Source organism: Micromonospora sp. BRA006-A (genome assembly GCF_033433935.1).
Lineage (GTDB): Bacteria > Actinomycetota > Actinomycetes > Mycobacteriales > Micromonosporaceae > Micromonospora > Micromonospora aurantiaca.
The window spans coordinates 4428550-4443381 of record NZ_JANCLW010000001.1 but is presented as its reverse complement, the minus strand read 5'-3'; the positions used below and the strand labels follow the sequence as shown (position 1 = coordinate 4443381).

Annotated in this window: 10 protein-coding genes; 4 read left to right on the top strand and 6 right to left on the bottom strand. The window is 74.6% G+C overall.

Going from position 1 to position 14832, the window contains the following annotated elements:
- Nucleotides 1-30 precede the first annotated feature (30 nt).
- The gene (locus NMK34_RS20025; protein WP_318334738.1) at nt 31-1077 is read right to left on the bottom strand and encodes a LacI family DNA-binding transcriptional regulator; all 1047 of its coding nucleotides are present in this window, start codon (nt 1075-1077) and stop codon (nt 31-33) included.
- Between the two features lie 383 nt (nt 1078-1460).
- Here NMK34_RS20025 and NMK34_RS20020 point away from each other — a divergent pair, with 383 nt between their 5' ends.
- A complete protein-coding gene (locus tag NMK34_RS20020; RefSeq protein ID WP_318334737.1) occupies nt 1461-1946 on the top strand; it encodes a hypothetical protein in 486 nt (161 codons plus the stop codon).
- Between the two features lies 1 nt (nt 1947).
- On the opposite strand, the gene NMK34_RS20015 is transcribed toward NMK34_RS20020, so the two are convergent.
- The 4 genes from NMK34_RS20015 to NMK34_RS20000 form a co-directional block, all read right to left on the bottom strand.
- Nucleotides 1948-2757 carry a metal-dependent hydrolase gene (locus NMK34_RS20015; protein WP_318334736.1) on the bottom strand — a complete coding sequence of 270 codons (810 nt, stop codon included), beginning with the start codon at nt 2755-2757 and terminating at the stop codon, nt 1948-1950.
- Nucleotides 2758-2876: 119 nt separating this feature from the next.
- The gene (locus NMK34_RS20010) at nt 2877-5378 is read right to left on the bottom strand and encodes a serine/threonine-protein kinase (RefSeq protein ID WP_318334735.1); all 2502 of its coding nucleotides are present in this window, start codon (nt 5376-5378) and stop codon (nt 2877-2879) included.
- Nucleotides 5379-5448: 70 nt separating this feature from the next.
- Entirely contained in the window at nt 5449-6774 is a 1326-nt protein-coding gene (locus tag NMK34_RS20005) for a glycosyltransferase family 4 protein (RefSeq protein WP_318334734.1), read from the bottom strand.
- A gap of 130 nt (nt 6775-6904) precedes the next feature.
- Nucleotides 6905-8848 (bottom strand): amylo-alpha-1,6-glucosidase, encoded by a 1944-nt coding sequence (locus tag NMK34_RS20000; protein ID WP_318334733.1) that lies wholly within the window; start codon nt 8846-8848, stop codon nt 6905-6907.
- A gap of 42 nt (nt 8849-8890) precedes the next feature.
- Here NMK34_RS20000 and NMK34_RS19995 point away from each other — a divergent pair, with 42 nt between their 5' ends.
- Entirely contained in the window at nt 8891-11611 is a 2721-nt protein-coding gene (locus NMK34_RS19995; protein WP_318334732.1) for an MGH1-like glycoside hydrolase domain-containing protein, read from the top strand.
- A 45-nt stretch (nt 11612-11656) separates the two neighbouring features.
- Here the strand turns inward: NMK34_RS19995 and NMK34_RS19990 are convergent, their stop codons facing one another.
- Nucleotides 11657-12982, bottom strand: coding sequence for a hypothetical protein (locus NMK34_RS19990; protein WP_318334731.1), 1326 nt, complete (start codon nt 12980-12982; stop codon nt 11657-11659).
- Nucleotides 12983-13120: 138 nt separating this feature from the next.
- On the opposite strand from NMK34_RS19990, the gene NMK34_RS19985 reads away from it, so the two are divergent.
- Together NMK34_RS19985 and NMK34_RS19980 are read left to right on the top strand one after the other, a co-directional pair.
- The gene (locus tag NMK34_RS19985; RefSeq protein WP_318334730.1) at nt 13121-13819 is read left to right on the top strand and encodes an HAD family hydrolase; all 699 of its coding nucleotides are present in this window, start codon (nt 13121-13123) and stop codon (nt 13817-13819) included.
- A 22-nt stretch (nt 13820-13841) separates the two neighbouring features.
- Nucleotides 13842-14627 (top strand): DUF4184 family protein, encoded by a 786-nt coding sequence (locus NMK34_RS19980; RefSeq protein ID WP_318334729.1) that lies wholly within the window; start codon nt 13842-13844, stop codon nt 14625-14627.
- Nucleotides 14628-14832 lie beyond the last annotated feature (205 nt).

The window sequence follows — 14832 nt, the reverse complement described above, 5'->3', positions numbered from 1 at the left end:
TGCTTCCTTCCAGTTGCGCGGCCGGGCGTGTCAGCGCCGGTCGGCCGCCGATCCAGGGACGCCGAGGGTGTCGCCCTCGACGAGTTCGCAGGGCAGGAGCCGTTGCTGGAGGCCGCCGGCGCTGCCGTCGATGACGCCGGTCAGCACCTCGACGGCCTGGCGGCCCATCTCCTCGCGCGGGATGCGGAACCCGGTGAACGTGATGTCGGTGGGCACCGGGACGGTCGGGTCGCCGAGCGTCACGACGGACAGGTCACCGGGCACCGTCAGCCCCTTGCGGCGGGCGGCCGCCTCCAGCGCCACGGCGGTGGCGAAGTCCTCCACGAAGGCGACGGTGCTGCCGTCGGCCCGCAGGCCGTCGACTGTGGCATCGGCGGTCTCCGCGGTCGCGGTGATCTGGCGGGCGCTGTCCGCGCCGGTCGCGCCGGCGTGGAAACCGCTGCGCCGGTCGTGCGACGACTCGGCCGAGGTGCCCATGCCCACGTACGTCAGGCGCCGGTGTCCCAGCTCCACCGCCCGCTCGGCCAGCCGGTGGACGGCGCTGGCGTAGTCGGCGCCGACGTAGGGCACCGGGCCGCCGGCGTCGTCGCGGCGTCCGACGGCGACGTAGGGGAACCCGTCACGGTTGAGCCGGAGCAGCTCCGCGCCGTCGATCTCCCGGCCGAGCAGGATGCAGCCGTCGGCCAGCCGTAGCCGGTTGTCCTGGTGGAAGATGCGCCGCCGGCCGTCCACCACCGGGGCGCTGGTGAACAGCAGCAGGTCGCAGCCGACCCGTTCGGCGTACTCCTCGATGCCGAGCAGGAACGGGTGGAAGAAGTCCCGGCTGCCGCTGGGGAAGGCCGGCTCATAGGTGAAGACGCCGATGATCCGGTTGAACCCGGAGGCGAGGCGGCGGGCGGCCGGGTCGGCGGCGTATCCCGTCTCGGCGATGACCTGCAAGACCCGGTCCCGTGTCTCCGGCGCGATCCGGACGTCGGCGTCGGTGCGGTTGTTGAGCACCAGCGACACGGTCGCCTGGCTGACGCCGGCCATGCGCGCGATGTCACGCTGGGTGACACGCCTGGGGGGAGGGGTCACGTCGGTCCTTCCACTTCCGGTAATGCGTATTAGCGATCGGGTCGGGATGGAGCCTCTCTGCTCTCCCGGCGTCCTGTCAAGGGGTGGCCGGAAGATTTCCGTTCGATGAACTCCCTGATGTAATGCGGATTAGCAACCGCGCCCGCCGCCGTCCGGCGGTTGTTCGGGCGGGAATCTTGACAAGGGCCGACCGGGCGCGCGACAGTAGGCAGACCTCGGCGCTAATGCGCATTAGCGTGTCGTCGATCGTCCGCACGGACGATCGACGACGCCTGCTTCCCTACCCAGCGTGATGCCGGGTGCGGCCTCTACCCGCCGCCACCCCGGGCGCTACCGTGCCCACAGGACGGTCGTGGCGCCGTCCGCACGGGGGAGGGGACAACGTGGGCACCACTGTCGCTCGTCATCTCGCCGGAGCAGTCGCGGCGTGGCTCGTCGTCGTCGCGGAGGCGGTCGCCGGCTACCTCGGCCTGCTGGCGTACGCGCTGGTCACCGGCGCCGACCCGGGCGGCCCGCTGGCCGGGCCGCTGCTGGTGCTGATCGCGGCGCTGCTCGGTGTGGCGGCGCTGCCGCTGCTGTTCGCGCCGGCCGTCGCGCTCGGTGCGGCGGCGGGACGGCGGCGTGCCGGTCCGGCGCTCGCGTACGCCGGGCTCGTCGCGGTCGGGCTGGCCGCCGGGTACGCCGCCGCGACGGCGGTCGCCACGGACGTGCCCGGCGCCCGGGTGCCGCTGGTGGCCGGGATCGCGGCGCTGCTGGCCCTCCCGCCGACGGCGGCCTACGCGCTCACCGCCCGCGGCGTGGGCTGGACCGCCCGGCTGATCCGGGCCCGGGCGGCCACCACCCGCCCGGTACGCGCCGAGGCGCGCTGACCTACACCTGGATGTCGAAGCGCTGCAGCACCGACGGGGCGACCAGCCCCACCGCGGCCAGGACGGACAGGATCGTCATCGCGGTGCGCAGCACCACGGTCTCGGCCTTGCTGCCGGTCCGCAGAGCGATCTTGTTGGGCAGGCCGATCATCGTCCACATCCGGCGTTTGATCGGGATGGGCCACAGGATCGGCACCCCCGCCCGGGTGATCATGTCGCCGAGGATGTGCACGAAACAGCCCACCCCGACCGCGAGCCCGATCATCGGATAGCCCCGGTCCCCGGGCAGGTTGGCGAACGTGAACCAGGCCGCGGCGGCGGACACCAGCGTGACCACCACCCAGCCGGCACGCTCGGCCCACTCGTCGAACAGCCCGCGCAGCGCCAGGCCGATCATGAAGAAGAGGATGCCGACCACCGCCCACTTGCCGTAGTGGGCGCACAGCGCGGTGGTGCCCCAGCCGACGAGCACGGTGAACGGGATGGTGTGGGTCAGCGTGCGGTGCCCGTTGTTGCGGCGCGGGTCCTTGCTGAGCTTGGTGGCGTAGTAGACGCCGAGCGAGATCTTCTCCATCACCTCGGCGACGAAGAGGCTGACCACGCCGAAGGTGCGGGCCACGGTGGCGCCACCCTGGTTGCGGGTGACCTTCCCGGACAGGTCCAGGTCGGGGAAGAGCGCCCCGCCGGCGCAGACCGCGGTGCCCACCGCCAGGGCCAGCGGTGTCTGGTGGTAGTCCGCGAACTGGGCCATGGCCCAGGAGCCGGTCAGCCACACCGCCGCGCCCGAGAGCGCGTGGGACGGTCCCATCATCTCGGCTCGCCCTTCCCGAAGGTCTTGATCCACAAAAACTACGCCACTGTAGTCAGCCCGTGCGACAGCGGAGCATCAGCCGGACGGTCCACTGGGGAAGTGGTGTCCGCCGCGCCGCATCAGCCCGCGGTACGGGTGGGCCGGACCGTGCCGAGGCTCGCGCGGATGACGGCGAACTGCTTGGAGGCGGCGGACCAGTCGGCGTCGGAGGTGGTCCAGCCGAGCGTCCAGCCGGCCCGCTCGCCGGGCAGGACGCGCAACGCACGCATCCGTTCCCCGTACGGCGCGGTCCAGCGGCACTCCCACGCCGCGCCCGGGCCGTCGGACTCCAGCCGGACCTTCTGGTAGTGCGGCAGCCGGCCGGCCGAGGTCAGGTCCCGCTCGGACGACTTCAGCCGGCCCACCGGATCACCTCCCGGGTACGGCTCGACGCCCAGGATGCGCCGCGTCCCCGGATCCTGGAAGCAGGTGGTGTCACCGGAGCGCAGTTGCAGCCAGCCGGCGGGCAGGGCGATCCGGAAGCCGCCGGTGTCGGCGGGCCAGACCCAGCCGGCCGGAACGGTCACCGGCGGGTCGTCAGGTGGCGGTCCCTTGCGGACCGGCGTGCCGGCCACGTCGGGGCGGACGCAGGGGAACGGCGGAGGCGGCACGCCCGGCCCGGGCGGACGGTCCCAGGGGCGGGCGACGGCCTCGGTGGAGCTGCCCGCCTGCGGCGCGTCGTCGCGGCCACCGGTGATCGCCAGCGCGGTGCCCACCCCGGTCGCCACCGCCAGCAGCACGGCGCCCAGCATGAGTCCCCAGCGGTGCAGCGGGTTCCCGTCGTCGGAGGTGAGCGGTGGATCGGCGGGGCGGGGGACGCCGGCGGGCCGGGGCGGGGCCGGGTGTACCGCGCCGCTGTCGACGGGCCCGCTGTGGGCGACCGGTGGAGGCTTGGCGACCGGCGCGGCGCCGGGGCCGACGATGTGCACCGGGCTGAGGGCGTCGGCGCGGGGCGCCGACTCGGGGCCGCCCGGGCTGCCCGGGTCGACGAAGCTGGTGAGGACTGTGGGGCCGAGGCTGATCGGGGCCGGGCGGGCGGATCCGCCCCGGGACGGCTCGGCGGTCGCGGCCGGCTCCGGCTCGGCCGCGTGGCCGCGTTCCGGTTCACCGGGCCGGGCGCTGGTCGGTGGTGCCGCCCGGCCCACAGCGGCCGCGCGGCCGATCGCGCCCGAACCGCCGTCCCCGGCCGGTCCACCGGCGGCGGGCGGGCCGCCGACCGTCCTCGGGCCTCCGGCCGCCTGCGGACCGGTGCCCGGGCCGACCGTCCTCGGGCCTCCGGCCGCCTGCGGACCGGTGCCCGGGCCGACCGCGCCCGCGCCGCCGCCCGCGCCTCCGACGGCTCCCGAGCCGCCGACCGCGCCCGAGCCGCCGCCCGCGTCCCCACGGAGGTTCCCCTCCGCGCGGCCGATCGGCGACGAGGAACCGCCGGCGTCCGTGTGCCCGAGCGCGCCCGAGCGGCCGGCCGGGGACGCCGGAGCGCCGGTGTCCGCGCGGGCGGCCGGACCGGCGGCGTCGGCCGCCTCGCCGCTCGGTGGCGCGCGGTCGCCCTCGGCGGGCGGGGCCCACTCGCTGCGCTTCGCCGCCCGGCTCCACGCGCGGGCGGCGGCGGCCGGTGGCATCAGGTCCGGGTAGATGCCGCCCGGGGCCACCGGGTTCCCCGGTGTTCCCGGCTCGTCACCCGCCGCGTCGGCCTCGCGTCCGCCGGCGGGCCGCTCGGCCGGCGGGGCGGTGGCGCGGCTCCCCGATCCGGCGGCCTCCGCGTCGGCCTCCGACACCGCGGCGACGCCGAGCAGGCGGGCCGTCTCGCGGTGCCCCAGCCGGGTACGCGGATCGCGCCGCAGCAGCCCGGTCAGCACCGGCGTCAGCGGGCCGGCGTGCGGGGCCGGGTCGGGCGGCCGGGTGGCGAGCGCGGCGAGCGTGGCCATCGCGGTGCTGCGGGCGTACGGGGAGCGGCCCTCCACCGCGGCGTGCAGCGTGGCGCCGAGCGACCACATGTCCGCCTCGACGCTCGACACGCCCTCGGCGGCCCGCTCCGGAGCCACGTACTGGGGGGAGCCGAGGACCAGGCCGGGCCGGGTCATCGCGCCGTCGCCGCCCTGGAACACGGCCAGCCCGAAGTCGGTGAGCAGCACCCGCCCGTCCCGGGCCAGGAGCACGTTCGCGGGCTTCACGTCCCGGTGCAGCACCCCGGCGTCGTGCGCGGCGCGCAGCGCGGCGAGCACCGACAGGCCGATCTCGGCGGCCCGGCCGGGCGGCAGCGGCCCGTCGGTCTCGATGATCTCCTGAAGCGAGCGCGACGGGACGTACTCCATGATCAGCCAGGGCTCGCCCTGGACCCGGACCACGTCGTAGACCCGCACCACGTTGGGGTGGTTGAGCCGCGCGGCCGTACGTGCCTCGCGCAGCGTACGGGCGCGCAGCTCGTCCTGCTCGTTCTCGGCGAGCCAGTTCGGCGGCACGACCTGCTTCACCGCGACCTCGCGCTGCAGCTCCTCGTCGCGCGCCCGCCAGACCTGGCCCATCCCGCCGCGGCCGACCAGTTCGAGCAGGCGGTACCGCCCCGCGATCACTACCTCCCGCACCGCACTCCTCACCGCTGGTCAGTGGTCCACAATAGCCAACGGATCGGACGGTACCTATCGCATGTCAGCGCTAACTTGCCGCGCCGGCGAGCAGGTTCCCCTCCGGGACGGCGATCGGCGACCGGTCGCCGGCCAGCAGGGCGGTGGCCCGGCGGGCCTGGAACGCGTCGTGGTCGCGGCGGGCGGTGGCGTAGGCGGCGGCGGTCCGGGCGGCGATCGCCGACCAGGTGTAGCGCCGGCTGACCATGGTGCGCGCCTCACGCGCCACCCGCCGGGCGAACACCTCGTCGCCGAGCAGCCGGTCGACGGCGCCGGCCAGCGCGTCCGGGTCGCCGTGCGGGAACGTCACACCTGTCACCCCGGGCTCGACGATCTCGGCCAGGCCGCCGGTACGCGCCACAGCGAGCGGCGCGCCGGCCGCCGCCGCCTCCAGCGCGATCATGCCGAACGGCTCGTAGAGGCTGGGGATCACCGTGGCGTCGGTGGCGGCGAGCACCGCGGGAAGCTGGGTGGCGTCCATGAAACCCGCGAACCGGACCGTGTCCCCGAGGTGCAGCCGCCGCGCCTGGTCGACCAGCTCGTCCCGGTACGGCCCGTCCCCGGCGATCACCACCCGCAGGCCGGGGTGCCGCTTCGCCAGGTGCGGCACGGCGTGCACCAGGTGCTGCACGCCCTTCTCGTAGACCAGGCGGCCGGCGTACCCGACGAGCGGCCCGCCCGCGGCGAAGCGTGCCCGGGCGGAGGCGACCGCGTGCGGCCGCGCCCGCCAGGCCCGGTCGTCGACGCCGTTGGCGACCACGTCGATGCGCCCGGCCGGTACGGCGAACAGCCGCGCCACCTGGTCGCGCATGTACCCGGAGCAGGCGATCACCCGGCCGGAGGCGTTGCTCAGCCAGTGCTCGACGCCGTGGATGGTGCGGTTCATCTCCTCCGGCAGCCAGCCCTGGTGCCGGCCCGCCTCGGTGGCGTGGATCGTGGTCACCAGCGGCACGTCCAGGTGCTCGGCCAGCGTGACGGCCGTGTGCGCGACCAGCCAGTCGTGGGCGTGGATGACGTCGTAGGTGCCGGACGAGGCGGCGCGCAGCGCGGCCCGGGTGAGCGTGTGGTTGAACGCCATCGTCCAGGCCAGCAGCGAGCCGGTGGCGAGCGGGAACCGGACCGGATCCTCGGCGGCCCGGACGACGCGCACGCCCTCGGCGTACTCCTCCAGGGGAGCGCCCTCGGCGTGGCGGGTGACGACCGTGACCTCGTGCCCGGCGGCCGCGAGCGCCACTGACAGCGCGTGGACGTGGCGGCCGAGGCCACCGACGAGCACCGGCGGGTACTCCCAGGAGAGCAGCAGCACCCGCAGGCGCCGGGCGGGCTGGATGTCGATCACTTCGGCGTCAGCTGACACGCGGCCCCCTTTGAGTTGTGGCGTCCCCACCCCGGCGGCGGCGTCGCCGCGGTGTCCGGTGGGGTCGGCACCCATCCTGCCGAGGGGTCGATAACCGGCGGCGACGCGCCGGTTGCCGGTCTGTAACGCGTTACCGGCGCATCCGCCGCGCGCGCAGCAGCTCGGCCACCGACCACGCCTGGAACGGGCAGCCGGTGGCCGCGTGCGGCGCCGCGCCGTCGGCGGTCTCGCTCACCGACCCCAGTCCGTCCTCGGCGAGGTGGCCCACCAGGCCCACCAGCAGGTCGTCGGTGGGCAGCCCGGCCCGGCGGTACGCGTCCAGCAGCGGCCCGGTCAGCCACGGCCAGACGGTGCCCTGGTGGTAGGCGGAGTCCCGCTCGGCGGGTCCGCCCCGGTGCCGGCCGGTCCAGCCGGGGGAGTCCGGGGCGAGGCTGCGTGGGCCGAGCGGGGTGAACAGCGCCTCGGTGATCCGGCGCAGCGCGGCCTCGTCCGGCTCCAGCGGCGCGTGCGGCAGCGACCAGGCGAGCAGCTGGTTGGGGCGCAGCAGGTCGTCGTCGTGGTGCGCGGCCCCGCCCAGCGGGTACGCGGGCGCCGGCGCGTCCACCACGTCGTGCAGCCAGCCGGCCGGGGCGGGGAAGCGCTCCCGGAACGCGGCGGTGGCCCGGTGGTGCAGCGCGTGCAGCGCGGCGGCGTCGCGTCCGGCCAGCTCGGTCAGCTCGGCGAGCCCGGCCAGCCCGTTGATCCACAACGCGTTCACCTCGACCGGCTTGCCGGTACGCGGGGTCACCGGCACCCCGTACACCCGGGCGTCCATCCAGGTGAGCGCCACGTCCGGCGGGCCGCCCTGCGCCAGCAGCCCGTCGGCCGGGTCCACGCCGATGCCGTACCGGGTGCCCGCGACGTGCGCCTCGACCACGCCGTGCAGCGCGGGCAGCAGCTCGTCGCCCAGGTCGGTGTCGCCGGTGACGGTGACGTGCCGGTGCACCGCGTGCAGGAACCACAGGGTCGCGTCGACGGTGTTGTACTCGACCCGGCCGGTGTCGGCGGTGTTCGCCAGCATGCCCTCGCTCAGCGTGGCCGCGTACGCCCGCAGCAGGTCGCGGCCCTCGTCGGCGCGGTTCGTGCACAGGAACAGGCCCTCGTAGGAGATCATCGTGTCCCGTGACCAGGCCCCGAACCAGGGGTAGCCGGCGACCACGTCCGGGCCGGTGGCGGTGTGTACCACGAACGCGTCGGCGGCGAGCGCGAGCGTCGCCTCGACCGCGTCGCCGGGTTTCGCCGCCGCCACCACCGCGCGGCTACGCCGGCGGGCCGCCTCGACCACGGCGGTCGCCGGTGGCGGCTCCTCGGCCAGGTCGTCCGCCCAGGCCAGCACCGACACCGTCGCGCCCGGCTCGTCGAGCGCGCCGGTGAACCGGCCCGCGTACCAGAGGTCCTCGTCCGGGTGCAGACCGCGCTCGGCCTCGGTCCGGTGGCGCACCCCGTGCCACCACTGCCCCGCAGGCGTCCAGTCCGGCCCGGCCAGGCGGTACGCGCCGTCGACCACCGCGCCGCCGGCCGCCGGTTCCAGCCGGGGCGCCGGGCCGTCGGCGCGCCGCTCGCCGTGCGCGTCGCGCCAGGTGCAGGCCGCCGCCAGGTCCAGCCGAACCGGGCCACCGGAGATCAACCGGTGCACCACCGCCACGCAGGAGCGGCCGTACGTCATGGCGATCTCCCGTTCGATCACCACGTCGCCGACGCGCCACCGCCAGCGCGGCACCCCGTCGGCCAGGTCGAAGTGCTCCAGCAGCTCGAAGCCGCGCGGGTCGACCACGCCCGAGGACCACTCGTGCGCGCCGAGGCGGACCTGCCGCCCCGACGGCAGCGTCACCGCCGGGTCGAGGCTCACGAGTCCCACCTTGCGGGACGCCGGCGTGTCATCGGCCACCACGAGCAGCCCGTGGTACCGGCGGGTACGCAGCCCGGCGACGGTGCCCATGGCGTACCCGCCGCGCCCGTCCGTGACCAGCCATTCCCGCGCGGCGGCGGCGGACAGTTCGCCGCAGACCCGCGGCCCGAAACGGATGTCGATCAACTTTCCTCCACCGGCAGCGAGGTGTGACATGCCACGGCGACAATGGCCGCTGTGGAGAAGTACCCCGGTGGCGTCGAAGATGTGCCAGTGATCACCGACCGGTCGACCTCCGCGTCCCCCGACCCCGAGCGGCACCGGCTCGCCCAGGCCGACGCCGGGGAGCAGGACTGGCGCGCATGGGGCCCCTATCTGTCCGAGCGGGCGTGGGGGACCGTCCGGGAGGACTACAGCGAACACGGCACGGCGTGGGACTACTTCCCCCACGACCACGCGCGGTCCCGAGCGTACCGGTGGAACGAGGACGGCATGGCGGGCGTCTGCGACGACCGGCAGACGTTCTGCTTCGCCCTCGCGCTGTGGAACGGGCGCGACCCGATCCTCAAGGAGCGGATGTTCGGCCTCGGCGGCGACGGCGGCAACCACGGGGAGGACGTCAAGGAGTACTGGTGGTACCTCGACAGCACCCCGACGCACTCCTTCATGCGCTGGCGCTACCACTACCCGCAGGCCACGTTCCCGTACGACGAGCTGGTCGCGGTGAACGCGCTGCGCGGCCGGGACGACACCGAGTACGAGCTGGTCGACACCGGCATCTTCGACGACGACAGGTACTGGGCGGTGACAGTCGACTACGCCAAGGCGTCGCCGACCGACATGTGCGTGCTGGTCACCGTGGCGAACCGGGGCGAGGAGGACGCGACGCTGCACGTGCTGCCCACCCTGTGGTTCCGCAACACCTGGGCGTGGGGCCTGCCCGGCACCGACCGGATGCCGAAGCTGACCGGCGAGGAGGCCGGGGATCGGGGCGGCGCCCGCCTCGTCGGTGACCACTGGGTGCTCGGCCAGATCCTGCTGTCCGGCGACGGCGACCCGGTGCCGCTGCTGTGCGACAACGAGACGAACGCCGAGCGGCTCTGGGGGCTGCCCGGGCGGTCGGCGTACCCGAAGGACGGCATCAACGACCACGTCGTGGCCGGCGCCGCCACCGTCAACCCGGACCGCACCGGCACCAAGGGCGCGCTGCACTACGTGCTCGACGTGCCGGCCGGTGAGCAGCGGCAGATCCGGCTGCGGCTGACCCGTACCGCGCCGCCGCCGGCCGCCTCGCCGCCCGCTGCGGCCGACCTGGGCGACGGGTTCGACACCGTGCTCTGGGCGCGCCGGGCCGAGGCGAACCGGTTCTTCGACACCGTCATCCCGGCCGCCACCACCGCCGACGAGGCACTGGTGGCCCGCCAGGCCATCGCCGGGCTGATGTGGGGCAAGCAGTTCTACCACTTCGACGTCGAACGCTGGCTGGCCGGCGACCCCGGCTCCGCGCCGCCGCCGGCCGGCCGGCGGCACGGGCGCAACAGCGCCTGGTGGCACATGAACAGCTTCGACGTGATCTCCATGCCGGACCCGTGGGAGTACCCCTGGTACGCCGCCTGGGACCTGGCCTTCCACTGCGTCACCATCGCCCGGGTCGACCCGGGCTTCGCCAAGGAGCAGATCCTGCTGCTGCTGCGCGAGTGGTACCTGCACCCCAACGGGCAGATCCCGGCGTACGAGTGGGCGTTCGGGGACGTGAACCCGCCGGTGCACGCCTGGGCGGCGCTGAAGGTCTTCGAGATCGACGGCTCCCGCGACCACGAGTTCCTCGCCCGGGTGATGCACAAGCTGCTGCTCAACTTCACCTGGTGGGTCAACCGCAAGGACACCGGCGGCAACAACGTCTTCGAGGGCGGCTTCCTCGGGCTGGACAACGTCGGCCCGTTCGACCGCTCGGCCGCGCTGCCGGTCGCCGGGGTGCTGGAGCAGTCCGACGGCACCGGCTGGATGGCCATGTACGCGCTCAACCTGCTCGACATGGCGATCGTGCTGGCCGAGCACGACCGCGCGTACGTGGACACCGCCACCAAGTTCTTCGAGCACTTCGCGTACATCGCCGCCGCCGCGTACCACCAGGGGCTGTGGGACGCGGAGGACGCGTTCTTCTACGACGTGCTGCGCTTGGCCGACGGGACGAAGGTGCCGCTGAAGGTGCGCTCGGTGGTCGGGCTGCTGCCGCTCGCAGCCGTCACCCGGCTGACCGCCCGGACCATGCGCCGTCTGCCCGAGCTGGGCGCGCGGCTGCGCTGGTTCCTCACCAACCGCCCGGAGTACGCGGAGGTGATCGGCGCCCGCCGGATCGGGCCGGACGGCCGCCAGCAGCGACTGCTGTCGATGGTCGCCCCGGACCAGGTGGTACGGCTGCTGGCCCGGATGCTCGACACCGACGAGTTCCTCTCCGAGTACGGGCTGCGCACGCTGTCCCGGGCCCACCTGGACAAGCCGTTCACCGTCACGCTCGGCGGGCAGGAGTTCAGCGTCGGCTACGAGCCGGCCGAGTCGACCAGCGGCCTGTTCGGCGGCAACTCCAACTGGCGCGGCCCGATCTGGATGCCGACGAACTTCCTGCTGATCAGCGCGCTGCGCGACTACGCCGCGTTCTTCGGCGACGACCTGCAGGTCGAGTACCCGACCCGGTCCGGGGTGAAGCGCACGCTCGACGAGATCGCCGACGACCTGTCCGCGCGGCTGATCTCGCTGTTCACCCGCGACGGCTGGGGGCGGCGGCCGATCTACGGGGCCGCGCAGCTGTTCCAGACCCACCCGGACTGGCGCGACCTGATCTGCTTCCCGGAGTACTTCCACGGCGACAACGGCGCCGGCCTGGGCGCCTGGCACCAGACGGGGTGGACCGCGCTGGTCGCCGACCTGATCCTCACCCTGCGCCGCTGACCCGCATGCGGGGGCGCGGCGGGAGTACCGCCGCGCCCCGCGCGCTCACGGCAGCGGCAGGAACGCCAGCCGGGCGTGGTACTCGCCGGCCACCGTCACCGTGTCGCTGCCGACCCACAGACCGCGGTCGGTGGCGTACAGCTCCTGGGTGCCGACGCCCCGGTCCTTCGTCGGGTTCCACGGCAGCGCCTTACCCGTGGTCGGGTGGATCGCCCCGATGCCCGGCCGGGACACCGCGCCCGGACCGGCCGAGTTGCGGCCCTGCGGGTTGTCCAGCCAGCGCTGGTGCCCGCCGACGTAGACCGCCGCGCCGGTCACCGCCACCGACAGCAGCGTGTCGCCGCCGGTGTAGTTGGCCCAGGTCGGCTGCTTGCCGCCGGTGGCCGTACCGAACTCGAACCGCGCCGCGGTGTCGCAGAGCGTGCCCGGGAACGGGCCGCCGGTGGTGACCGCCGCGAACCAGGTGCCGTCCGGCGAGATGTCGACGCCGCGCATGTAGACCGGCATCGTCCGCGCGCACTGCGGCTGGTAGCGGTCGGTGGCCCAGCCGGAGAGCGTTGCACCGGCCGCGCTCAGGTCGGCGACGGCGATCTGGTGCCGCGCCACGCCCGCGACGCTGCTGAAGCCGCCCACGAACACCAGCCGTCGGCCGTCGGCGGAGACGTCCAGCGCCTCGACCTTCACCGGCGCGGTGGCACCGGAGGTGGTCGTGCGCGGGCCGGCCAGGTTCAGGTTGACCGACGCGTCGGCCGCCCCGGTGGTGGCGTTCACCGCCGCGAGGGCACGCCGGGTCACCCCGCCGACGGTCTGGAACGCGCCGCCGACGATCAGCCGGTTGCCGGCCAGGCGCATGTCGTTCACCTGGTTGTTCAGCGCCGGCGTGGTGAAACCGGCGACCCGGGCGCCGGTGGCCGCGTCGATCCGGGCCAGCCGGGACGCCGCCGTGCCGTTGACAGTGGTGAACGCGCCGCCGATGTAGAGCGAGCGACCGTCCGGCGCGGCGGCGAGCGCCTTGACCGCGCCGTTGACCTGAGGCCGGAACGTGGTGTCGATCCGGCCGGTGGTCGCGTCCAGCGCCACCAGCCGGGGCATCGCCAGCTGGGCCGACTGGCCGGCGTTGCGCACCTTGGTGAACGTGCCGGCGACGTACACGCGGTTGCCGATCTGGAGGATGCGGTGGACGGTGCCGTCCAGCGCGTGCGGCGTCCAGTCGACGGGGTCGGTGCCGACCACTGTGGTGTGTGAGGCGTTGACGGCAAGTGCCGGGGATCCCGGCAGCGCCGCGCCCGCGACGGCGAGCGTCGCGGCCACCGCGACGGCGGCGCGCCGCCGGCGCCGTCGTCCAGGTGGATGATCGGGTGAGATCGTCATGGCCGAAGCATGCCGTCGGACCAGGGATTCCGCAGTCGGGTAGCCGCCGGTAACGGGCCGCCGACCGGATAATCCGCGTGGCCCGTCCGGCGACCGGGCAGTACGGTGTGCGAGGTCCGCGAGGGGGAGGGGGACACGATGCCGTCGCGCCGGGACGCCGCCGTGCTGGTCTTCGACGCCGACGACACGCTCTGGGAGAACAACGTCCTGTTCGAGCGCGTCATCGACGACTTCCTCACCTGGCTGGACCACCCCACGCTGGACCGGGCCCGGATCCGCGCGGTGCTCGACGACATCGAGCGCGCCAACGCCGTCGCGCACGGCTACGGCAGCAAGGTCTTCCTGCGCAGTCTCGGCGAGTGCCTGGAGAAGCTGCGCGAGCGGCCGGCCACCGCGCGGGAGCGCGCCGAGATCGAGCAGCTCGCCGCGGCGCTGGTCGGGCACCAGGTGGAGCTGATGCCGGGCGTGGCCGAGACGCTCGACGACCTGGCCGGCCGGCACGAGCTGCTGCTGCTGACCAAGGGCGAGCGCGAGGAGCAGCAGCGCAAGCTGGACGCCTGCGGGCTGCTGCACCACTTCCGGGCCGCGCACATCGTCCCGGAGAAGGACGCCGACACCTACCGCTGGCTGGCCCGCGAGCACGCCTTCGACCCGGCGGCCGCCTGGATGATCGGCAACTCGCCGCGCTCGGACATCCTGCCCGCCCGGGCCGCCGGGATGAACGCGGTCTTCATCCCGAACGAGAACACCTGGGTCCTGGAGCACGACGAGCTGGACCCGTCCGACCAGCGGGTGATCCGGCTGGCCGCGTTCCCCGACCTGGTCCATCACTTCTGAGCGGGCCGGTAACGTCCGGGACGTGCCGCTGACCTTCCCGTCGCACCTGGCGCCGGTGCTGCCGCTGAAACAGTGGCGGCCGGGCTGGTTCGACGGGGTGGCGCTGTGCACCGGCGCGGTGGCGCCGGACGTCGGGTACCTGGTCACCGGCACGCCGCTGGCCCTGAACCTGCGGACGCACACGCTCGGCGGACTGCTCTGGTGGTGCCTGCCGGTCGCCCTCGTGTACGCCTGGGTGGTGCGCCGCGTGGTCGCCGGAATCGCGGTGCACCTGCCCGGGCAGCGGTTGTTCGGCTGGCCCTGGTACGTGACGCTGGCCCGGGTGCGTCACCCCTGGCAGGTGACCGTCTGCTCGGCGCTGATCGGCGCGTTCAGTCACGTGGCGTGGGACCGGCTCAGTCACAGCGAGCGACTGCCCCGGCTGCTCGGCGTCGCCGACTTCCGCGCGCTGACCGGCGTCTACTGGTTCCATTTCGCGGATGTCGTCGCCGGCCTCGGCGGCGGTCTGCTGGTGGTCGTCCTGGCCGTGCACGAGGCCCGCCGCGCCCTGCGGGCGGGCGGCGTACCCGAATCCGCGCCGGAGGCGAACCCGAACGTGTTCTGGCGGGTCGCGCTGGCGGTCACCGGCCTCGGCGCCCTGCTGATGCCCGCGCTGCCGGCCGCCGGCGTCCCCGCCCCGGCGGGCGTACGGGCGCTGCACGTGGCCGCGCTGGCGCTCGTCGCCGGTGCCGTCGCGGCGCGGACCGTGCCGGCGCGGCAGGCCGGGCGCAGTCCGCGTCTCGAAGTCGAACAGCGCGAAACCGGCTGACCCCGTTACGCCGACATGCCGCAATTCGGCATAGACATCAATCACAGGCGCGGTCGCCGGTGATCGCTTGTCCGGCCTGCGCGGACGCGCCTAACCTGAGCCGGCGTCCACGTCTCGTCGGGGTGAGACGGGGGCGCACCGGAGTCCGGTGGTGAGAGCACCGTGGAGCTGAGTGCGGGCATACCGGCTCGCCGCGCGGAGCCCG